This window comes from Paenibacillus sp. UMB4589-SE434, assembly GCF_030226685.1.
In the GTDB taxonomy this organism is placed as follows: Bacteria; Bacillota; Bacilli; order Paenibacillales; family Paenibacillaceae; genus Paenibacillus_B.
This window is the reverse complement of record NZ_JASOYK010000003.1, coordinates 230,759-252,658: the sequence shown is the minus strand read 5'-3', so window position 1 is coordinate 252,658 and position 21,900 is coordinate 230,759. Positions and strand designations below refer to the sequence as shown.

Sequence of the window (21,900 nt, the reverse complement as noted above, 5' to 3'; positions counted from 1 at the left end):
CAACGGATCGAATAGCCCGCTACCATGTAATCAGCACATTGGCCCTTCACAACACTCGCATTACACCTGTTCCAATACCGCTTGGATATGCAAGCAAGCCTTTTCAACCGTCATGATCTGCTTTTCGCCGCTAGAGCGCTCTTTCAGCTCGACTAAGCCGTTTGCTGCATCCTTGCCTATCACTATACGCAGCGGTATGCCCATTAAGTCGGCGTCTTTCAGTTTTACGCCAAGCCGCTCATCCCGGTCATCAAGCAGCACCTCAACGTGATGCCGGCGCAACCATTCATACAAATGCTCTGCTACTTTGGTCTGCTCTGCATCTTTAACGGACACTGGAACAAGGTGGACCTGATAAGGAGCAATCGCTAGCGGCCAAATAATCCCGTGCTCATCATGATGCTGTTCAATGGCAGCTGACAACAAGCGGGAGATCCCAATGCCGTAACAGCCCATGACCATGTTCTGTTCTTTTCCTGCTGTATCCAGAAAAGTCGCTGCTAACGTCTCGCTGTACTTTGTACCCAATTTAAAAATATGTCCTACCTCGATCCCTTTGCTAAACTGAAGTTCACTCTCACATCGAGGACAACAGTCGCCTTCGACTGCATTCCGGTAATCCCCTATTCTCTCTAAAGTGAAATCACGTCCAGGCACTACGTGATCATAATGATAATCCACTTCATTGGCTCCCATGAGCGCGTCCTTGACCCCCGCCACAGCTTCATCCACAAGTATTGGAATAGACAACCCTCTAGGTCCTGCAAATCCTACAGGTGCTCCCGTAACACGGGACGTTGTCTCTGCATCGGCAAGTTGGAGCTCTGCTACACCAAGAGTATTCTTCACTTTAATCTCATTGACTTCGTGATCGCCTCGAACAACAACCGCAACCGCCTGTCCATCTGCCACATAAATCAGCGTCTTTATCATTTGTTGCGAAGCTTTACCCAACGCCTGTTTAAGCTGTCCGATCGTACGAATATTAGGGGTGTGCAGCTTAGTCATTACTGGATATGGTGTGATTGACTCCCCATCTGCTGTCATCTCACATTTGTTCTCATTCCTTGAACTGTGTGCAGCAATCGATTGCGCCTTCTCTAAATTAGCGGCATATGCACACGAAGAACAGGAAACAATCGTATCCTCCCCGATGGCTGCCAACGCCATAAATTCATGTGTCCCTCCCTCTCCGCCAATAGAGCCCGGATCTGCTTCTACTGCACGGAACTGCAACCCCATACGGGTGAATATCTGATGATAAGCCTCGTACATATTCCAGTAAGAGCGATCAAGCCCTTCCCAGTCCGTATCAAAGGAATAAGCATCTTTCATCAAAAATTCACGTCCTCGCAGCAGCCCGAAGCGAGGGCGCCGTTCATCCCGGAACTTGGTCTGAATTTGGTACATCGTCAAAGGAAGCCTGCGATAGGAATTCACCTCGCCCCCAACTAACGTCGTGATCACTTCTTCATGCGTAGGACCTAACGCAAACTCTCGTTCATGCCGATCATGGAAACGTATCAGCTCAGGACCGTAAAGAGCATATCTTCCAGATCGCTGCCATAATTCAGCTGGCTGGATAGCAGGCAGTAGCACCTCTTGAGCCCCCGCTATGTCCATTTCTTCTCGCACAATGTGCTCCAATTTACGAAGCATACGCCGTCCTAACGGCAAATAAGAGTACACCCCTGCCGCCGTCTGCCGGATATACCCGGCTCGCAGCAATAACTGATGGCTTACCGCCTCCGCATCGGCTGGTGCTTCACGCAGAGTTGGCGATAGCAATTGGCTTTGTCTCATTCGAAATCTCTCCTTTATGTCAAATGTGAAGCGTATCGCTGTATTCAGATGAAAACAAAAAAACACATTCGTCAGGGACGAATGTGCTCGTGGTACCACCCTATTTTCACCGGCGTACCCAAATACTCCGGCTCTCGACGTTATAACGGAAACGTTCCGGCGATGAGTACTCGTTTGCTTACTGGATAAAAAGCGCATCACGCCTATGGCATAATGCCCTATCCCTTTCCTCGTCGCAGCTACAAAGTAGGAAGTCGCACATCATCTGCAGGAACCTCCCAACCTATGGGTTCCCTCTCTGGGCCAGCCAAACATGCGCTTATGTCCTTGATCATCGCTGTTAATTATAAAATTAAAAGCCAGTGTATCATTAATGACCTGTACTTATCAAGCAAGAAATAAAGTTAACATGTTATTAGCCTGAGCGCTTAAACAACAGCAAGTTAGACACAAGATAAACAAAAAATGAATGGACCAGACAATCGCCCGGGGAGACGATTGCTGATCCATTCAAAGAGTGGGGTTGGGTAAACATATATGTCATAAGAAGCGGGGGCTTCTTCTATGACTGCTCTCCTGTCGCAGCTGCGACAGATTCTTCGGACTCTGCCGGAAGATGGTGATGCACGATATCATAGATCGTGACTTTGAATTCAATAATGCTGTCATCCGCTTTCTCACGGCGGGCATGACCTTCCTTGAACTGTTGGCTATTGACCCAACCTTCAAAGGATTCCCGATCCTGCCAGACGGTACGCACGACATATTCGTCGTACTCTTCGGATTGAGTGCTCGTCATAAGCTCCAGACTAACAAAGCCTGGCATGTGATGAACACGCTTGGGCTTCGCAAAGCGCTGCTTCAGATGATTCCCTTCACCCTTACGGGTACGGAGTCGGTTAGTAACGGCGATCATGTTGGGTTCCTCCTTCACAAGATGAGATTATACAGACGAGACGGCTATTGGAAATATATAAGGACGTGTTTGTTCTTGATGAATACGAACTCGTATACGAAATACTTGCTCAAACATCTCGGCCGTCATCACTTCATTCGGCGTGCCGCTCTGAACGATGCGGCCGTCCTGCATCACAATCATGCGATCACTATATTGGGCCGCTTGATTCATGTCGTGCAGCACCATGATAATCGTCATGTTGAGCTGCTCATTTAAGCGATTCATCAGCTCGAGTACCTCCAACTGATGCGCAATATCCAAATAAGTCGTCGGCTCGTCAAGGAGCAGCACTTTCGGTTTCTGGGCAAGCGCCATTGCAATCCAAGCGCGCTGCCGCTCTCCGCCTGACAAGGAGTCCAACTGGCGATCTGCCAACTGTGCAAGCCGTGTCTCATGTATCGCCCATTCAACGATGGTCTGATCAGCCTCCGAGGAGCCTGCCAGCAGACTCCTGTAAGGATGTCTGCCATACTGTACAAGATCACGTACCGTCATTTCCGATAAATCGGGCTGGATTTGGGTAAGCATGGACAACATTCTTGCAGCGTCCCGCCCCTTCATCTTTGCAATATCTCTCCCATTCAACATGACGCTTCCCTGATGGGGAGTCATAAGCCGAGCCATAATCTTAAGCAAGGTGGACTTGCCGGAACCGTTTGGTCCGATAATGCTTATCCTTTCACCTTGTTCTGCCTGCAGCGAGACCTCGTGAAGTCCAAATTTCTCAGACAGCCTATAACCAAGCTGATTGACATTAAGTACGCCCAAGGATGCCGCCTCCCCGTCTCAATAAATATAAGAAGAACGGTGCGCCGACAACAGCCAGCAAAATACCAACCGGCAGTTCGAGCGGATCAAACCAGCTTCGCGCCGCCGTATCTGCAAACACGACCAATGCCGCTCCGCCTAGAGCCGACACCGGCAGCAAGTAACTGTAGTTGTTGCCTACGATGAGCCGCACCATATGCGGTACAACTAGGCCAACAAATCCGATAAGACCAGACACGCTTACCGCAATACCTGCTAACAACGTGCTGATAAAAATCAGGAAGAGGCGGCTCCGCTCCGTCTTCTGACCAAGCAGCTTAGCTGCATCATCACCAAGTATCAGTATATTGGCATGACGCACCGCGAATATTGACAGCACGATTGCGACTGCAAAGTATGGAAGAATCATCTGAAGATGATACCAACTTACACCGCCCAATCCACCAGACAGCCATGGCAATACAGCCTGAACTCTGTCGCTGTACAATTGCATTACACCGGAAGTCACCGCACCTGCCAACGCATTGACAGCTACACCGGCCAGAATGATGCGCAGCGGTGAAGCACCACGCTTCCACGCCAAGCTGTATGTCACCATAACGGCGATAAATGCACCTATGAAAGCCGCCGCTGGCACCAAATATATCATTTCAGGTAATATCAACATAATAATGACAGCCATTAATCCTGCTCCAGCCGACACACCGATAATTCCCGGATCAGCTAGCGGATTACGCATTACACCTTGCATAAACGCACCCGATACAGACAGTGCCATTCCAACCACAACTGCAAGCAGTGTACGCGGCAAACGGAAATTCCATATGATCTGTTCCTCTGTAGACGGTTCTCTATTCACCAGCACGGCCCATATGGTACGTACCGGAATGGAAACCGCGCCGGTCGACATGCCGTACAAGAACGCCGCAATCAGAAGCAGCAGCGCGACTATAATTGCTACTAATCGCTTCCACCTGCGTGGATCTTGACCAAGGGCACTTGTTCCGGAAGCTTTACTCGCTTCCAGTTCGGCATTCATCGTAAATCACTCCGCTTCTTTTAAATGAGTCGCCAGCACTTGCAAGGAGTCAAAAATCTTGGTACCTGGGTTCGTGCCAAACAAGTGAGAAGGAAGGATGACAATATGATCTTTCTTCACCGCAGTCAGGCTGCTCCATGAAGCATTTTTGCTAATCTCTGCATCAAATGCTTTCTTCACCGCTTCAGGATCGCCATGTGTGATCAAGAAAACGACATCCGGATTGGAAGCGATGACACGCTCTGCGCTCAACTGTGCATATCCCGACATCTTCTCCATTTTAGGAAAATCAGAAGCTACATTTTTGCCACCCGCTCTTGTAAGCAGATCACCAGGCAAAGAATCCGGCATAGCAGCAAGCAGTGTACCTGGAGCACCATAGACGATCAAAGCTTTCTTGGGATTGTCTTTGTTAATCTTGCCTGCAAGCTGCAGCTTCACATCCATCGCTTGTGCGGTCGCTTTGGCTCTCTCGGACTTGCCTAACAATTGGCCAATCTTCAGCACGCTTTCCTTAATCTCATTAACCGATTCGGAATTAGTTAGGAACACTTTAGCCCCTGTCGCTTCGAGCGCCTTCACGTCCTTCACGTTTAGGCTCTTGCTGCCGATAATAAGCTCGGGTTTCAAGGCTGTAATTAGCTCATAGTTAGGCGTGTGTGCCGATCCGATTACAGCTGCATCAAGTACAGCTTTTGGAAGCTTAGTATTAGAAGTTTTCGGACGTCCGACCAGATTGCCGCCAAGTGCAGCTACGATCTGTGCATCTCCTGCCGCGAGCGTGACAACGCTTTTTACAGGCTTATCAAATGTTATTGATCGCCCTGCAAAGTCTGTTACTGTAATCTTCGATACCGTTGTTGTTGGCGCTGCAACTGCAGCCGTGCTTAAAGAAGAAAATACAAGAATCGCAGCAAGTGCGAGCTTAGAAGCTGAGCGATTAAATACACGTAACATAAATGACCCCTCCTAGAAATATGAAATAAGGAATAGCGGTAAAAAAAAAATGAAGCTGCTTGTTCGATTCGCTCTCGTGCAGAGGCTAAAATTACAAAGTTTGTTTATCGATTCGTATTCGAATCATAACCTGCTGCTTATGTAAAATGCCTATTAACGATAATGACAATCATTCTCATTTACAAGCTTGATCATAAATGATAATGAATATCATTGTCAATAAAAATAGTTAAAAACTTTTTATTTTTATGGGTGCCTCATCGACACTTTCACCGAATCACTAGTCCCCTCTGTCCATGTACGAACACGATGTATAGTAATGCGGCGGATACCATTATGAGAAGTGTAGGCACTTCCCCCTTGAATAATAGGTTAAAAATGAGCTATACTACTACTCAACTAAATGATAATTAAACGGCCTATGAAGAGCATCCAACTCGGAGGCGTTTTCGTCAAGGAATCTCATTCCCTAAGTTTACCGGCACCGCCCGTTACCGCGGAACCAAAGTGGATTGAATGCATTTGCATTCGGTCAAGTTGGGTGGCACCGCGAGCAAGCGCTCCTCGTCCCATACGGATGAGGGCGCTTTTTGTATTTTTTTAGACAAAGGAGTGCGGTGCAGAATGTTAAGCATGGATTGGATCAAGGAATATCAAGACGAGGTACAAGCGGTGGCCCTTCATAAAGGAATCGATGTATCGATATCGGAAGTGCTAGCGGTGTATGAGCAGCGGAAACAGCTGCAGATTGAGGTAGATAATCTGCGTCAAGTGAGAAATCAATCGTCGCGGCAAGTCGGAGCCTATATGCAAGCAGGAAAACAAGAAAAAGCTGAGGATGTAAAACGGCAGGTTGTCCGTATTAATGATCAGTTAGCTGGACTAGAAGTCGCCTTGCAAGAGGCCGAACAGCAATTGTCGGCACTGATGCTGCTTGTACCAAACATCGTATCACCAGATACACCGATTGGGCGCTCAGACGCCGACAATGTGCCTGTGCGTCATGTCGGCATTCGCCCTGAGTTCGACTTCGCGGTACGGGATCACGTGGAACTCGGTAATCTCCACGACATAGTAGATATTCCAAGAGGTGTCAACACATCGGGAAGCCGCAACTATTATTTAAAAGGTACAGGGGTGATGCTTCATCGCGCCGTGCAGCAGCTTGCGCTCGATTATTTGGTGCAGCGCGGCTTTACCTTGATGGACGTGCCGCTGATGGTCCGCGGGGAAGCTCTAGTTAGTACGGGATTCTTCCCATTGGGCAAGGATCAAGTATATCGGATTGCCGATGAAGACAAGTGGCTGGTAGGCACATCGGAAGTACCACTCGTCTCTTGCTATGCTGACGAGGTCATTGAGGTGAACAAGCCGCTTAAGCTTGCGGCAGCTTCCACCTGTTTCCGCAGCGAAGTGGGCTCTGCAGGCAAAGACGTCAGCGGGCTGTACCGCGTGCATCAATTCGCCAAAGTGGAACAGGTTGTGCTCTGCGAAGCCGATCCCGAGCTTTCCGAGCAGCTGCTGCAGGACATCACGCGGCATGCTGAGGAGATTCTTCAGCTGCTGGAGCTGCCATATCGTGTGATGGCCGTCTGTACAGGCGATATGGCGCAGAAGACGTATAAACAGTACGACATCGAAACCTGGATGCCAAGTCGGCAATCGTATGGTGAGACACATTCAGCGTCGAATCTGCATGACTTTCAAGCACGGCGAGCCAGCATCCGCTACCGGGATGCCAAAGGGAAGCTGACATTTTGCCACACCCTGAACAATACAGCGGTAGCGACACCGCGCATTCTGATCCCGCTGCTTGAAAATCATCAGCAGGAAGACGGCTCAATCCGGATTCCGGATGCCTTGCAGCCCTATATGTACGGCTTAAAAACGTTAGTTCCTACTCTCTAAATACAAACTAACAAGCCTTTCACCTTGTTCACTAGTAGGTGCTCCGTTGTAGTGGCCGCAGATCGTTCAAACGAACGTATCTCTGGCCCTGCACGTGCGGCAGCTCCGGGATGGAGGGAAGGGCTTGTTAACCACTCATATCAAATTACTTGACACTTGCCGGTTCCTTAAAAACAAGCAGCTGCTCGCTATACGGCTCGCGCCAACCCGCAGCTATTTTTCAGACGTCCATGATCTTAAAATGTTACTTCTATTCTTAGTTTTTTGGGAGATCTTGTTTAAGCACCTTTTATGCTCTGTTTCATCGGGATGGGGTTACATATAGTAGATTATAGGGAGTTGGGAAACGGGAATAAACAGAAAGAAACTACAAAAAAAGGCCTCGATAATTATCGAGACCTTATTCAACATCCTAACAGAACGGAAATTATAAGTCTATATTTTTCTGATTCGGCGTGGCACAATGTCATTACGTTGCGCAACGGAAATGACAACAAAACATAGGAGACAGTCAACATGTCAATTCCGGAAAAATGTAAACACTATATCCAAAACACGTCAATTGGTGATCAGATTACACAATGGCAGCTCTTGCGTCACTGGTCTTTATCTGAAGTATATCGGATCAAGCTGGCGTCAGGCGGTACGCGGATTATCAAATGGGGAGGCAGTGAGATGGCACGTGAGGCTGATGTCTACATTCAACTGCTGGCACCGCTGCATATCCGAGTTCCTCATCTATATGATCATTGGAGCAATACCTGCGGCGGCCTCATCCTTATAGAAGATGCTGGCACGTATGACCTGGAGAAACAGCCTGATTCCGAGCTGTTCCTAGAAGCTGCAAGAGAGTTAGCCAGACTTCGTGCATCCTCCATCAAGCATCTGGAAATAGGCGCCGTCCCGCTGCACGTTCGCCGGAAGTACGATATATCAGCGCAAGCTTTTATCGATCAATTATTCGAATTGCAAACATATGATGATTTCCAAGGGAATCCCGCCCTTGAGTGGGTAGCCATTACATTTCCCGCTAAAGTGAAAGAGCTATATGCTTGCATGCCTTATGCACTTGTTCACCATGATTATTTTCCAAAAAATCTGATTGTTCAACATAACAGAATTCTCGTAATCGATTGGTCTAATGCCTATCTCAGCCCTCATCTTGGCGATCTGCATGGGCTCATTCAAGAAGCACAATCACGATCAGGTGTGAGCAGAGAGCACATGCTTCATGCCTATACACATGAACTACAGCAAGGTGGCTCAAACGATGCTTGCTCTCACATTAGCTTCGATGAACAGGTTGACCTCGGTGGCTTATGTTGGTATATTCGAACACTGCATTGGCTGATCCATAGGGGGAAGGACATCATCCCTGGTTCTATCGAATGGATTCCTCCACTTCTCGACGATCTGTCACTGTTAGTCCAACGGATGCAGTTAAAGTGATGGTTATACGTAACGTGTAAATCACGACGAGAAATACGACTTCGTAATTGAGTAGATCAGCATAAACCATCTCAATCTACTCAATTACGTTCCTCTCAACTACCACTATTGCAGTAACAGAAGCCAAATTTAATGTGCACGATTACGAATGCTGTATCCTTAGGATTTTCCTATTGCCGTCTGAGTGATAGGACCAGTCAATACATAGGTTGTATTCAAATTGTTTCAATGCTTAACATCGTATTGTATTTTGATAACGAGTGACTAAGTATGCTTATAACAGATTAGCAGATGTCATACTTCAATAATTAATTCTACTCTATTCACCAACTATACTGACTCATTCAGAACCAGTTCAATCACGGTGTCGCGCTTATCTGGAAGCTGGGTCGACGGCAAATTTATAAACAAGCAGTCTTGAAATACTGCCTGATTCGTTCCATTCCACGGAGTGGTAATGTTTACTTCAGAGCCGTCAGCCAGTATGCGGGCCTTACGGACTCTGCCTGCAAGCCCAGGCAGTGCGATCGGGCCTATGCCGCGGTCTAAAATGTGCGCGTAAAGCTTGTTGCCACACTGTGTATACCGCCCCCACTCCGGCTTCTCGATTGAAGATGCTGCGCAGCCATAGATGCTGTCACTATTATGCGCCATCCATTTTCCTACTTCCGACAGAACAACTAGCGACTCCTGCGGAATCTCGCCGTTCGCATTCGGACCTACATTAAGCAGCAGATTGCCGTTCTTGCTGACGCATTCCACCAGACCGCGAATAACTTGGCATGGCTGCTTATAATTATGGTCATGCGCATGGTATCCCCAGTGATCATTTAATGTGATGCAAGCTTCCCATGGTACTACTTCCCCTGCTTCATTCCGAATGCCTTTAGCTGGCAAGATCTGTTCTGGCGAGAAAAAGTCACCCGCATACATTTCTGGGTTCGCTGATAATAGATTGCCGCCTAATCTGTTATCGATAACGATATCAGGCTGAATGGAACGCATCATGGTCACTAATTCTGTAGCGCGCCATTTCTCGCCTGTCATCTGCTCATAGGAAAAATCAAACCACATAATATCGACTGTACCGTAATTGGTCAACAACTCTCTCACCTGGCCATGCATATAAGTCGTATAGCGGTCAAAATCTTTCTGCGCTTCAGTCGCCTTATACACCTCATTGCCGCGCAGCGGATGGTGCAGATCATCATAAGCAGGATAATCAGGGTGATGCCAATCGATGAGTGAATAATAAAAGCCTACCTTTAAGCCCTCGGCGCGGAATGCATCCACATATTCACGGATCAGGTCACGGCCCGCTGGCGTATTGGTTGCTTTATAGTCCGTTAGCTGAGAATCGAACAAACAGAAGCCGTCATGGTGCTTCGTTGTCATGACGGCATACTTCATGCCCGCTTGCTTCGCCGCCCGTGCCCACGCTCGTGGATTGTATCGTACCGGATTAAACTCTTTAAAATACGGCTCATAGTCCTCATTTGTTGTACGTTCATTGTTCCGTACCCATTCGCCGCGCGCCGGAATCGCGTACAATCCCCAATGAATAAATAGGCCAAAGCGGTCATGTGTGAACCATTGCGTACGCTTCAGATGTTCTGTTGTCATTATTAGGCACCTCTTTAAGTGGATGTTGTTTTCTCTATTGTAGGGGGAAACGTTTATAATACAGATAGAGAGAACTAACTCCTTTTTGCACAATACTAACTTGTAACGGGCGGTGGGTCTTATCATGAACAGCGGGCAACAGCAAAATTCATTTTCTCCATCTGCATCTAAGCAGGTCGATAAACGGCTTCCAACAACATCATGCCAAGATAGGAAGCGTGTCGATTCCTCCAACAAATTTGCGCTGCTGAACAGTTATATGACCAACGTAAACGTGTCCGTACTGGAAGCCCTGTACACAACTTGTACGAACGACTGGCAAGAGTTGAACTTTATGCCTGCCTTTAATCGACTTTATCTGATCTGCGAAGGAGAAGGCAGAATCGAGATCGGGGATAAAAGTTACTGGCCTGTTCCCGGGCAGCTCGTTATCATGCCAGCACATGTCAACCAGTCTTACACGACGATTAATGAGCATCCTTATAGCAAGTATTGGTGCCATTTCCAGGCACTCGTCGGTGATCGTCACCTGTTTCAGCTTATGCAGGTTCCCTACTGCATAACGTTAGCACCTGAACGTGGGCAGCAGGCATTGCACACATTTCAGATGCTAACGCATGTACATCGTACTGCTGGCTGGACAGCTGCATTCCGTACACAAGGACTCCTGATGGAGCTGCTCAGCCTATATTTAGAGGAGGCAGGCTTTGAACAAGTTTCCCTGCCCGTTTCCGCTGCCGTAGAAAAGATTAACGAAGTGCTCCATTACATCGAGAATCATCTTAACGAGAAGATTAGCGTACAGCAGTTGGCTTCGCTGCTGCATCTGCATCCGAATTACTTTATTACTTTTTTCCGAGAGCAAATGGGAGAATCCCCAATCCAATACATAAATCGGGTGAAGGTGTCACGAGCCCAGCAGTTATTGCTGACATCGGATCTGAATGTGTCAGAGGTCGCAGATTTGATTGGTATGGATGTGTATTATTTCTCCCGATTGTTTAAACAAAACACCGGCTTCACACCAACGGCTTACAAACAGCAGCATGTAATATTCAGCTCAGATACGGTGCGATAACTACATGCATCGGTATAGTCTTATGCTAGAAGAGTGGACTTTTATATACTTGTAGACACATTCAGGGGAATCGGATATACTTGGCTACAATTAGCATATTATAGTTTCAAATTTTGCTATCTCTTATTTATAGAGTTATCCTCTGCTTGAAACACTATATATAAGTCCCTTCCCTACAGTAATCTCCCAAAATATATCCTGTTGAACTCTAACTATCCCAACTATCCGATCATATACGTCCTGAATTGGAGATCAACTTCATTCAATATTCCCTAAACTTATTATGAATTTCTTTATAACCCTAAGGTTATTTGTTCAACGCCCAAGACTAGACTGACATGTCCTCTCGATTCCTGTACACGCCTTTTCACGTTTGATATGTTGAATATTTATTCTCCTACTACTTGTACAATCATCCCACTTTACATTGTTACGTCACAGCATTAAAGAATCGTAGCCTTACACTCACTTCATGTCGAACTAGCATTTTTTTTGCAAGATCATGTTGACCATTTGTCAATTTGGAATAGGTAAATAGAACCAATTTAATGTAATCCACACCATTTTGATAGTAATATATGGATTACTAAAAAACTCGGTGGTAGAATAAGATTGAATTTTAAACATCTTGTAAATTAAAGGAAGGAGGGTCATAATAGCTTTCGTTTTACATAAGTGTGCGATAACAATTAAATAACTAGAAAAGAGGAATGCAGATTTGAAAAACAAACCGATCTGGAAAAAGACGCTTCTTTCTCTCTCTGCTACACTGTTGGCAGCATCGCTGTTCCTGCAGCAATTTGCATTAGCAGCCCCATCAAGTACTTCCGGCAGCTTATCCATTCCACTTGACTTGGCGAACCGCCTGGATACCCTGGCTCTCTCCGGTCAACCATCCGTGTATGTCTCACCCAAATTGAACACTGGTTCAGACAAGCCTGTTCGTGTCATCGTTCAATTAAGCGGACAACCCGTGTCGGTCGGCAAGTATGCCGCTGCTGAGGGGGTAAAGAATCTTGCTGCTGAATCGACGGAAGCCGCTATTAATCATCAGCAGCAGTCGTTGGTCGCCACAGCCAAGACTAACGGCATCGACCTCAAAGTCAACTACACTTACAACACCGTGCTAAACGGAATGGAAATTACCATTCCCGCATCTCAGATTCCAGCACTGGCCAAGCTGCCAGGCATCAAATCCATCCATGAGAACCGTACATACTACTCGATTCCTGTACAAGAACCTCTCAACTTTGATATTAACAATCCTAAGTTTGAAATCCTCCCACTAAAACATATTGGCGCTGATGTAGCCTGGTCACAAGGTTTGACAGGCAAGAAGTTAAAGGTCGGCGTTATTGACACCGGTGTCGATTATTTACATCCTGATCTAGCCGCTGCCTACAAAGGCGGCTACGATTCGATTGACAATGACAACGATCCGTACGAGGGAATCCCAATAAGCCCACAAGATGATCCAAAACATATTGGTTATAGTGGCAGTTACCACGGTACACATGTAGCTGGTACGATTGTCGGCCGTGCTGCCAACAAAACATCGGATATCGTACAACGTGGTGTTGCATATGATGCAGATTTGTATGCTTACCGCGTCCTAGGTCGCAATGCCGAAACAGGCCGGGATTCGGGATCTTCTGCTCAGGTCATAGACGGCATTGAGCGTGCAGTTAAAGATGGTGTTGATGTAATCAATTTATCTTTAGGTGCTGATGTGGACAAAGACCCTCTCTCACCAGATTCGATTGCTATCAATAATGCAGTATTAGGCGGAGTAGTTGCCATTATTTCCAACGGTAACGCCGGAGATAAAGGACCTTATTATTACTCCGTAGGCTCTCCTGCAACTTCTCAACTCGCTATATCTGTAGGCGCGACTACAGTGGATTCTGTGTTCTATAACACAACTGTAACTGAATCGGTATACGGGCAAACGCTACCGCTTAACATCATGTCATGGACGACTGGCCAAGAAAATTTCAATCAAATCCTTGGAACACAACCAATTGAAGCGGTATATGCAGGTTTAGGACATACTTCGGACTATGCTAATATTAATGCTAATGGCAAAGTTGTATTTGTATCTCGTGGAAATTATTCATTTGTAGAGAAAATTGAAACAGCTAAGAAATTCGGGGCAAAAGCCATTATCATCTTTAATGGAATTAATACAGGGTCTAGCCCAAATTTATCCCCATCCATTCCTGGTCGAGACGATTTTTCTAACGTATACGTAGGAGATGCATTTAACTACATTCCTACTTTTGACATGCAAGGCGCTGCAGGACGGGCACTTGCTGTAAATATACTTTCGAATCCAGGCAAACCATTTACGTTCACCTTTGGCGCATTCAACAAATCTATCATCCCTGGAGATCAAGTTACAAGTTTTAGCTCCCGTGGACCAAATGCAGATGGACAACTAGGCATCAAGCCTGATGTAGCTGCCCCAGGAAATAACATCTTATCAACCATACCTGCTTACGCAAAAGCCATCCCTAACGCGTCATATAATCAAGCTTATGGTCGTCTTAGCGGAACAAGTATGGCCGCTCCACACGTAGCAGGCGCAACTTTACTTCTGAAACAGTTGCATCCTGAATGGACTCCATTTGATATTCGTGCTGCTTTAGCTAACACAGCAGACGGGATCAGTGATGAGAAAGGTACTCGTTATGATGTCTACTCCCAAGGTGCTGGACGCATCAGTGTATCACAGGCGGTATATACACCTGCCGTACTCCAAACTGTCGAAAACATTACCATTCTGGACAAAAATCTGAATCCTGTATCTGTCACTAACTATGGCGACAACGCAAGCTTTGGTGTTATGCAAGCGGGGGAAGCTGCCAAGACCATTGCACTACAGTTAAAGAATACCTCCTTATCTGCAGTTCAATATCAAGCTTCCGTTCAGCTTCATCCTCAAGTAACATCTGATCCTAATGCTTCAATCCCTACTCCAGATGTGAATCAAATCGATGTGAAGCTGGTTGGACTTGGCAATGGTGATACGGTAACCGCTAATGCAAATTCCGTGCAGCCGTTCTCCATTCAATTAGCGCCTAAAGCTACTGCCGTAGCTGGTGTCTATGAGGGCGAGATCGTACTGAAACACGCTACGCTTCCAACGTTGCATTTACCATTTGTAGTACATGTCAACAAAGGAACACCTAACGGATTTGGTTTATACGACTTAAGCTTAAGCAACAAAATTATTCAACCATACGGTGTTGATAGCACTTCCACCACAAAAGTAAATGTAACATTAGGTGCCAAGACCAAACTTATCATCTTAAATGCATACGGAATTAACGATGAGTTGATTGGGGAGTTAGGAGCCTACGGAACACTAGATAGTAAAGGTCAACTAAACATCATTCAGCCGCAACTGTTCACCTTCACTGGTATTGATGGTTCATACACCGACGGCCAAAAAGATGCCAATGGGAACCTTATCGTTAAATATTTAAAAGAAGGTACTTATAAACTTGAGGTCCTTGCTCCAAAATTAGATGCCAATAATGCCTATGTTTACAATGAAACCGGGCAGCAACAATTCCATAGTGCTTATACTGCTTTCGCAGTCAGATCTTATACAAACCAGCAGGTTCAAGGTACTGTTGATAAAGCCCTCCAGCAATTTAAAGCTACAATTATTAACACCACAACTACGAATCGTCCAGTACTTGGGTTCCCGCAAACACCAAGAATTAAATATGCTGTGACGAAAAGCTCTCATACTTCTTACATCAATAGCCAAGGCGTACTCAAAGCATTACCTAGCAGCGGGTCTGTGACTGTTGACTTGACGGTCGCTATCTTCTCAGATGAATTAGCCTCCTACAAAAAAGAAGCCATTGTCCGTGTCATCCTTACTTCACAAGGTACGGGCAGCAGTGGCGGCTATTATGGCGGCGGAGGTACGACGACTACTGATAATAACATCAACAGCAGCACACCATCTGTAGCGGCTGTCATTAATCAAGGACAAGTCAGCCAAGTCGTCAAATCTACCACTAAAACAGAAGGTACGGTTGTAACCGGAACGATTTCAGATTTCGACTTAAAAGCAGCACTGGAAAAAGCTCCGAAATCACCTACAGCTGTCATTATAAGCGTCACTGCTGACACTTATAAGCAGCAAACACGAGTGGTTCTGACACCTGCACAGATCAAGCAGCTTGTAGAAACACAAATTGGCAGTACCGTTGTAGTCAGCAATGGAACCCAATCGATTGCCCTGCCAGTAGAAGTATTAAAAGGACTCGATAAAGACGCAAGTGTAAGCATTGAAATAAGTTCCGCAGCAGATAAACAGGCGAAGCTTAAAGAAATGTTCCCTGAGGCTCAGTTTGTTGGTATGCCAACTGCTTTTGCCGTCAATGTCTTAAAAGGGACCACGTCCACACCAATCGTCATATCTGCTAAGCACTTTATCAAGCGTGCCTTTATTGTTCCAGGAAGCTTGGATACGACTGGCGCATTGTTCCTGAAAAATGATACAGGTGCACCGATTCCGGCGTTAGTTACGAAGAATAGCGATAATACAACAATTGTAACTATTAATCACCCTGGCCTCGGCACTTATGTTGCCGCCTCCCGTACAGTGAATTTTAACGACATCACGCAATCTTGGGCGAAATCTCGGATCGAGTCACTTGCTGCCAAATTCATTGTAAACGGCTCAACAGCAACAACTTTCTCACCAAAGAAAGATGTGACTCGTGCTGAATTTGCTGCTATGTTGGTTCGTGCACTGGGGATTGAGTCCCAAGCAGATGCACCATTCAAAGATGTCAAAGCTACAGCTTGGTACGCTGAAGACGTAGCAGCAGCTTATGAAATTGGGCTTATCAACGGTGTGAACAAATCCACCTTTAACCCGAACGCCAGCATTAGCCGTCAAGATCTGGCGGTTATCTTGGCCAGAGCTGCTGCTCTGCTGCAAGTGCCAAAGAGCAATCCATCCAAGCAAGCCTATGGAGATGCCAAGGTAATCTCCGGTTATGCGACGAACAGCATTAAAGATGTAACGGATAGCGGCTTGATGAAAGGTGAAGACAAAGGCGGCGTATCTTACTTCCGTCCTGAAGCACCAACGACACGCGAAGCTGCGGTGTCCGTCCTGTTCGCCCTGTTGCAGCAAGGTAAGTTTATTAACTAAGCGTAGTACGTAAAAAAAGCCCCTTATGACGTCATCGGCTCGTGAGAGCCTAGAGTGATATCGTAAGGGGCTTTTGTATTTCAAATATATAAACTCATCACTTGTTCTTATTTATTCGCATTAAAACTTACCTTTCCCCTTTTACAATGTTCCAAACCTCACTACAATATAATGGCCTAGCTATGACGCCATCCGGTAGGCTGAACATAGAAAAGAACTGTTCTCTCTTTTCATAGTATTTTTGTTTACTTTTCATTACCTGTATCTCGTTACTAAAATCTAAAGATTCATGTAATTTCATATCTAATACATTCATTCCCAGTAAGATTCCAATATTTCTACACAATTTAATTGCTTTTTCAAATGTCCCTTCCGGATTATAGACAGCAAATCTTACTGAAATCTCATCAACCTTTTCCGACTTCACACCTGAATTAATTTGTATTTCTATAATGCAAGTTTCATCTGCATAAGAATAATAGCATTCTGGATCATCATCAGACCAACTCTCTTTAGATGTGTATGAATTGACATTCAACATGGATTTGAGTGCATTTGTAACATTTGTAAATAATACTGAATGACTACCATATGTTTCCCATCCATCATCGGTAAGTTTAACCATATTTTCTTTTGGGTATATAAAAAAATTATAGGATTCCACCCCCATCTATCTTCCTCCTGCTCCGTATACTTGATGAAATAATTCATCAGGCGTTACTTTCCATATATTTGTCAATTCTGATTCCGTAACATACTCAATAGGGACATTTTTAAATCCCGCTTGTCTTGCAGCAGAAGCTCTATGATGTCCATCAACGATAATTGTTTTTCCGTTTACTACGTAAGCTTTGATCGGGGGTCCATCCCAACCTGAGTTTTGCATAGACTTTATAAGTCTTTTTATCTGACTCCTGATGCCATTTGTTATACGCTTCTATTAACTGACTTCTTGCCCAATCTGCACTTCCCTTACTATTCGCATAACTACTCGTTTGTGTAAGCAATTCAAACAAGTATTAAATCGGTTATTATCCTGATCATTAAACACCGGCTGGAATTGAAGGCCTAATAGCGAATTAAATCTCCAGTAAATTTCATTTTTGTCGAGTTTGCTTTCATAGACACATCTATAATACTCTTCACTTCTTAAGGTATATATCTTTTTCCACTAGGATCGATATACTGCAGTGGATTGTTAGTGACATACGTATACAAATTCAAACTAAGCGGATTAGACAATATTCCCCTTTATACGTATCCTAGTTAATAAACCGTTCATGTTTACAAAAAAGACGATGACTTAACAACAAATTCATCGTCTCAAAACAAATTAATATAAATCTTCATTTCTGTAGAAAAGAATATAACAACCTTTCTTAAATAACCTTTTCATAGCTCATTTTTAAATGACAGCACAAAACTATAGAACTGATTATTGTCTTTCTTTTTTTCCTGAATTAGTGCTTTCAATACAAACTTATTACACTCCATAACATACTGCTTCCAGCTTTTATTTATTGTTATCATACTAGCATCTATCGAGTTGATGGGAGTTATGGGAACTATTTTTCTCTCTTCTGTAATATAAAAAAAATCAACACCTACTACAGCAACTTCATATTTGTTACACTCATCTATAAAAATCCCTGCAGTGGAGATGGGGAGATATAACTCATTTGCTGAGATAACACCAAATTCCTTATATTTATTTATTACTTCTAATTCATTATTCATAATTACCCCCCTCATCAGTGACTATCCCATGGTGCTATCCAATTTGGATCATTTCTATTGCTTATTTGTGTTATATGCCCACTAAGATCATTTCTAACCACGTAGCTTCCATCCATTAGAATATACGCAGTCGCAGGATCATCAAGTGGTCCTGAAGCTCCAGGTAATCATCGAGTATCCTTAGTTTTAATTTTTTTTGGAAGCATTGATCAAAACATAGTTAATTAAATCATCGCTCCACCCTCTCTTCTGCATTTGTTTACCAATCTTCTTAGGGTCATACGTAAATTGATGTGTCCCCTTCCCTTTCCCTGCAAATCCAGGTGGCCCAATTAGGCTTAGCATTGCTGTATATGACTCCATTGGGTTGGAAGAAAAGACCGATTTCATTGTTGTAACACCGGATATTTCTTGGACAACAGAGACAAACTGGTTTGATAACTTGTTAATCCTAGCTCTATTAGCTTTTGAAGATGCAATTGCTTCTGCATTAATTGCCTGACTTAAAATAAAAAAACAAAGAATAGACATATTTTGAGTCTTCTGTGTATACAGAACTCTTATTTATTTTATTCCCCTTGGTATCTTGTGCGCATTGCCCAGCATGTGAATAGTACTTTCCGCTAACGATAGCCTCACACCATTTACCTGTAGGGTCATGATTTATAAGTGGATTATTATGCACATACGGATACAGATTCAAACTTAAAGGATTCCCTTTTTCCCCTTCACGTTTTCTAGTTAATAAACCCTCCCCACACTTGGGTCGTACCATCTGGCTCGCAAGTACTGCAACTGGGTAGCTTCGTCCCAATACTCACCGGAATAACGGAATAGATTGGCAACCTGCTCACTTTTGGACAGCACACTGCCCCAGTTGTCATACTTATATTGATTGGCTACAGTGCCTAGTCTATTACGTAGTTCCACCACATTGCCATGGCCATTGTGTAAATAATAATACGGATTGTCTTGGGCATCTTCCATCATGATCAAACCGTTGCCAAAAAGGTAACTGGAGCGTAGTGTTGCAACCTCACCCACTGCAAAATACGCTGGCCAGTCTCATTGTAGCTGTACTTGGCCTGTATTGTACCGTTTAATGACACATCACGAATTCTACCTACATTATTATAGGAATAGCCTACCTGATCAAAGTTATCATGCTTCCTATAAAGAACGAAAAAAAGGCGCAAACACAAGCGTGTTTGCGCCTTTTGAATGAGAAAGAAATTATTTCAGTGTTGGTAAACCAAGCTTGCTAGTTTAATAAAACCACAATTACCCGATCTTACAAGTCCCTATATTTCATCAACCATTGACGACTACAACTTCCCGCCACGCTCCAGCCAATTCGTTGGAAAGAACGAGCCGACTCGAGTCCCTGCCTGCTGCTCAAGTGCACGCTTATAAACATATTCCCCTAACGCAATATCCAGTATGCCGAGGCCAAATGCGCTATACACTACAGGCTTGCCCTGCTCCCTTGAACGAACATTGCCCAGCAAGATATCGCCGATCGTGCAACGAATAAACGCCCGGTCCCCTGAGTGCTGCTCGGCCAAATGGACAGACGTCTGCGCTCTGCAGCAATGATCCACATCGTCGACGATATTGTCGACGGACAAGATTGCCTCCGCGCTTATATCCCGCAGCGACGTGTGCAAAATGACGCTGTCCGGCGAGCACATAGACAGATCATGGATGTGCGGTTGTACTGCCGTGGTCGCCAGCGAGATCACCTCTGCCTCTGCCAAGATCGATGTCATATCCGGCTTCAGTACGATTTCAATATTGCCCGCATATTCCTGGCATTTTCGTTTAAACTGCTCAGCTCTTGCGGAATCGACATCGTAGACGTACACGGTGTGCACCTCTGGCCTGACGCTCAGCAAGAAGCGGAAAGTCTCATAGTTAATCAGCCCACAGCCGATCATCCCCACGGTGTGGAGGGGCATGTTTTCCCACAAGCGATCTGCTGCAAGAGCCGCACCTGCCGCCGTACGCTGCGCGCTAATCACGGAGCTCTCCATAATCGCCTTTGGCCGACCATTCTCCATTGCATTTAATATAAGTGTCGCGGACGCTCGCTCAAGACCTTGTTGAATGTTATTCGGAAAGGAGGCGATCCATTTCAGTCCAGCGACGTTGAAGTCTCCCCCAAGATAAGCCGTTAGCGCAATTATACGGTCCCGCTCCTGCTTCGGAAAGCGGAGAAAAGTAGAGTGAGGCAGTTCACTATCACCGAGACTGTGCGTTTGATAGGCAGCTTGGACAAGCTTAATCGTTTCCTGTTCATGACCTTGCAAAATATCAACAATCTCGTCACCTGTTAAAAGCACCATTTGCCCTTGCTCGATCGCTACACTACTCATCGATTTGTACCCCTTTTAAATGTGATTGGACCCACTCTTCCGAATAAACCGTATCCATATAACGCTCACCGCTATCCGCTAATATCGCCACACAGGTAGAATTGTCGCTAATTTCCGCTTCAAGACGCTTAATCGCCATAATAATGGCTCCAGAGGACCCGCCTGCCAAAATAGATTCCCGCTGCAGCAGCAAGCGGCACCCCTCCACACATTCCATGTCTGTCACATGCACCTGCTGATATTCCATGCCTGGCTGGAATAGCTCTGGTACTCTGGCAGCACCATGGCCAGGAATTAATCGTTTGGCCCTTCCTTTGTCACCGAAAATCACGCTGCCTTGCGCATCCACCGCCACAATCTTCGTATTCAGTCCGTGCTGCTGAATATACTCAAAGCACCCTCTGAACGTCCCGCACGTACTCACGGATAGGAACAAATAATCGATTTGGCCATGCAGCACGGTCATAATCTCATTCATGAGATGACGGTGTGCTAACGGGTTGTCAAGATTGGCATATTGGTTGCACCAAAAGCTGTTAGGCGTGTTTTCCTTTAGCCAGCTAACACGATTAATTCTCGCTTGCAAATACTCACCCGTTACAGGATCAGGCTCGTTAACCATATCAATGATCGCGCCGTATGCTCGAAGCACTTTGATCGTCTGCTGATTTGTCTTCGGGTCAAGCACGCAAATAAATCGCAGTCCCAAGTAGTTAGCCAACTGGGCCAGCCCTACCGCAAGATTGCCAGAGCTTGATTCAATAATGGTGGTATCTTCATTGATGTCGCCGCGTTTCCACGCTTCCTTGATCATGCTAAGAGCGGTGCGATCTTTAATACTTGAGCCTGGATTGTACATTTCGAGCTTGCCGTACAGATTAAATCGGTTTTGTGACACAATACGCTCTAACTTTAAAAGGGGGGTATTGCCAATTAATGATAGAACTCCATTGTCCGGAAATGCACGCGCTTCTATTGTATTTACCATCCTTATCATCACTCTCCACCTGATATGGCCTCTCT

Annotated in this window: 17 protein-coding genes and 1 pseudogene; 4 read left to right on the top strand and 14 right to left on the bottom strand. The window is 45.3% G+C overall.

Going from position 1 to position 21,900, the window contains the following annotated elements; all coding sequences use genetic code 11:
* Nucleotides 1-60 precede the first annotated feature (60 nt).
* The 5 genes from QP775_RS13655 to QP775_RS13635 all read right to left on the bottom strand — a co-directional run bounded on the left by QP775_RS13655 (nt 61) and on the right by QP775_RS13635 (nt 5,525).
* On the bottom strand, nt 61-1,803 hold the full coding sequence (locus QP775_RS13655) for a proline--tRNA ligase (RefSeq protein WP_285106763.1): 1,743 nt from the start codon (nt 1,801-1,803) through the stop codon (nt 61-63).
* Nucleotides 1,804-2,365: 562 nt separating this feature from the next.
* Complete coding sequence (locus QP775_RS13650) at nt 2,366-2,719, bottom strand: antibiotic biosynthesis monooxygenase (RefSeq protein ID WP_239330375.1); 354 nt, start codon at nt 2,717-2,719, stop codon at nt 2,366-2,368.
* Between the two features lie 27 nt (nt 2,720-2,746).
* A complete protein-coding gene (locus tag QP775_RS13645) occupies nt 2,747-3,529 on the bottom strand; it encodes an ABC transporter ATP-binding protein (RefSeq protein WP_239330377.1) in 783 nt (260 codons plus the stop codon).
* A complete protein-coding gene (locus QP775_RS13640; RefSeq protein ID WP_239330379.1) occupies nt 3,516-4,568 on the bottom strand; it encodes a FecCD family ABC transporter permease in 1,053 nt (350 codons plus the stop codon). Before QP775_RS13640 ends, QP775_RS13645 begins: the two co-directional genes overlap by 14 nt.
* A gap of 6 nt (nt 4,569-4,574) precedes the next feature.
* The gene (locus tag QP775_RS13635; RefSeq protein WP_239330382.1) at nt 4,575-5,525 is read right to left on the bottom strand and encodes an ABC transporter substrate-binding protein; all 951 of its coding nucleotides are present in this window, start codon (nt 5,523-5,525) and stop codon (nt 4,575-4,577) included.
* Nucleotides 5,526-6,149: 624 nt separating this feature from the next.
* Between QP775_RS13635 and serS the strand changes: the two genes are divergently transcribed.
* Nucleotides 6,150-7,433, top strand: a complete 1,284-nt coding sequence (gene serS, locus QP775_RS13630) for a serine--tRNA ligase (protein WP_285106759.1) — start codon at nt 6,150-6,152, stop codon at nt 7,431-7,433.
* 516 nt (nt 7,434-7,949) lie between these two features.
* A complete protein-coding gene (locus QP775_RS13625) occupies nt 7,950-8,882 on the top strand; it encodes a phosphotransferase (RefSeq protein WP_285106757.1) in 933 nt (310 codons plus the stop codon).
* Nucleotides 8,883-9,212: 330 nt separating this feature from the next.
* Here QP775_RS13625 and QP775_RS13620 read toward each other — a convergent pair whose 3' ends face one another.
* Nucleotides 9,213-10,505 (bottom strand): alpha-L-fucosidase, encoded by a 1,293-nt coding sequence (locus QP775_RS13620; RefSeq protein WP_285106755.1) that lies wholly within the window; start codon nt 10,503-10,505, stop codon nt 9,213-9,215.
* A 124-nt stretch (nt 10,506-10,629) separates the two neighbouring features.
* On the opposite strand from QP775_RS13620, the gene QP775_RS13615 reads away from it, so the two are divergent.
* Both QP775_RS13615 and QP775_RS13610 read left to right on the top strand, forming a co-directional pair.
* A complete protein-coding gene (locus QP775_RS13615; RefSeq protein ID WP_285106753.1) occupies nt 10,630-11,583 on the top strand; it encodes an AraC family transcriptional regulator in 954 nt (317 codons plus the stop codon).
* 718 nt (nt 11,584-12,301) lie between these two features.
* A complete protein-coding gene (locus QP775_RS13610) occupies nt 12,302-16,765 on the top strand; it encodes a S8 family serine peptidase (protein WP_285106751.1) in 4,464 nt (1,487 codons plus the stop codon).
* Nucleotides 16,766-16,892: 127 nt separating this feature from the next.
* Here QP775_RS13610 and QP775_RS13605 read toward each other — a convergent pair whose 3' ends face one another.
* The 8 genes and pseudogenes from QP775_RS13605 to sbnA all read right to left on the bottom strand — a co-directional run bounded on the left by QP775_RS13605 (nt 16,893) and on the right by sbnA (nt 21,874).
* Entirely contained in the window at nt 16,893-17,435 is a 543-nt protein-coding gene (locus QP775_RS13605; RefSeq protein WP_285106748.1) for a hypothetical protein, read from the bottom strand.
* Nucleotides 17,436-17,651, bottom strand: a complete 216-nt coding sequence (locus QP775_RS13600; protein ID WP_483312017.1) for a ParB N-terminal domain-containing protein — start codon at nt 17,649-17,651, stop codon at nt 17,436-17,438. It lies immediately after the preceding gene.
* Nucleotides 17,652-18,157: 506 nt separating this feature from the next.
* A complete protein-coding gene (locus QP775_RS13595) occupies nt 18,158-18,502 on the bottom strand; it encodes a hypothetical protein (RefSeq protein WP_285106747.1) in 345 nt (114 codons plus the stop codon).
* Between the two features lie 14 nt (nt 18,503-18,516).
* Nucleotides 18,517-18,633 (bottom strand): annotated as a pseudogene (locus QP775_RS25765) (colicin E5-related ribonuclease); the annotation flags it as partial.
* Between the two features lie 55 nt (nt 18,634-18,688).
* On the bottom strand, nt 18,689-19,033 hold the full coding sequence (locus tag QP775_RS13590; protein ID WP_285106745.1) for a hypothetical protein: 345 nt from the start codon (nt 19,031-19,033) through the stop codon (nt 18,689-18,691).
* Nucleotides 19,034-19,243: 210 nt separating this feature from the next.
* The gene (locus tag QP775_RS13585) at nt 19,244-19,492 is read right to left on the bottom strand and encodes an RHS repeat-associated core domain-containing protein (RefSeq protein ID WP_285106743.1); all 249 of its coding nucleotides are present in this window, start codon (nt 19,490-19,492) and stop codon (nt 19,244-19,246) included.
* 335 nt (nt 19,493-19,827) lie between these two features.
* Nucleotides 19,828-20,877, bottom strand: coding sequence for a 2,3-diaminopropionate biosynthesis protein SbnB (gene sbnB / locus QP775_RS13580; RefSeq protein ID WP_285106741.1), 1,050 nt, complete (start codon nt 20,875-20,877; stop codon nt 19,828-19,830).
* Complete coding sequence (gene sbnA, locus QP775_RS13575) at nt 20,870-21,874, bottom strand: 2,3-diaminopropionate biosynthesis protein SbnA (RefSeq protein WP_285106739.1); 1,005 nt, start codon at nt 21,872-21,874, stop codon at nt 20,870-20,872. The genes sbnB and sbnA overlap by 8 nt, the downstream gene beginning before the upstream one ends.
* Nucleotides 21,875-21,900: the final 26 nt, after the last annotated feature.

What these genes read in the sequence shown, in the direction of transcription:
- QP775_RS13655 (WP_285106763.1), bottom strand. Translation starts at nt 1,803, where the DNA reads ATGAGACAAAGCCAATTGCTATCGCCAACTCTGCGTGAAGCACCAGCC.
- QP775_RS13650 (WP_239330375.1), bottom strand. Translation starts at nt 2,719, where the DNA reads ATGATCGCCGTTACTAACCGACTCCGTACCCGTAAGGGTGAAGGGAAT.
- QP775_RS13640 (WP_239330379.1), bottom strand. Translation starts at nt 4,568, where the DNA reads ATGAATGCCGAACTGGAAGCGAGTAAAGCTTCCGGAACAAGTGCCCTT.
- QP775_RS13635 (WP_239330382.1), bottom strand. Translation starts at nt 5,525, where the DNA reads ATGTTACGTGTATTTAATCGCTCAGCTTCTAAGCTCGCACTTGCTGCG.
- serS (WP_285106759.1), top strand. Translation starts at nt 6,150, where the DNA reads ATGTTAAGCATGGATTGGATCAAGGAATATCAAGACGAGGTACAAGCG.
- QP775_RS13625 (WP_285106757.1), top strand. Translation starts at nt 7,950, where the DNA reads ATGTCAATTCCGGAAAAATGTAAACACTATATCCAAAACACGTCAATT.
- QP775_RS13620 (WP_285106755.1), bottom strand. Translation starts at nt 10,505, where the DNA reads ATGACAACAGAACATCTGAAGCGTACGCAATGGTTCACACATGACCGC.
- QP775_RS13615 (WP_285106753.1), top strand. Translation starts at nt 10,630, where the DNA reads ATGAACAGCGGGCAACAGCAAAATTCATTTTCTCCATCTGCATCTAAG.
- QP775_RS13605 (WP_285106748.1), bottom strand. Translation starts at nt 17,435, where the DNA reads ATGGGGGTGGAATCCTATAATTTTTTTATATACCCAAAAGAAAATATG.
- QP775_RS13600 (WP_483312017.1), bottom strand. Translation starts at nt 17,651, where the DNA reads ATGCAAAACTCAGGTTGGGATGGACCCCCGATCAAAGCTTACGTAGTA.
- QP775_RS13595 (WP_285106747.1), bottom strand. Translation starts at nt 18,502, where the DNA reads ATGAATAATGAATTAGAAGTAATAAATAAATATAAGGAATTTGGTGTT.
- QP775_RS13590 (WP_285106745.1), bottom strand. Translation starts at nt 19,033, where the DNA reads ATGTCTATTCTTTGTTTTTTTATTTTAAGTCAGGCAATTAATGCAGAA.
- QP775_RS13585 (WP_285106743.1), bottom strand. Translation starts at nt 19,492, where the DNA reads ATGATGGAAGATGCCCAAGACAATCCGTATTATTATTTACACAATGGC.
- sbnB (WP_285106741.1), bottom strand. Translation starts at nt 20,877, where the DNA reads ATGAGTAGTGTAGCGATCGAGCAAGGGCAAATGGTGCTTTTAACAGGT.
- sbnA (WP_285106739.1), bottom strand. Translation starts at nt 21,874, where the DNA reads ATGATAAGGATGGTAAATACAATAGAAGCGCGTGCATTTCCGGACAAT.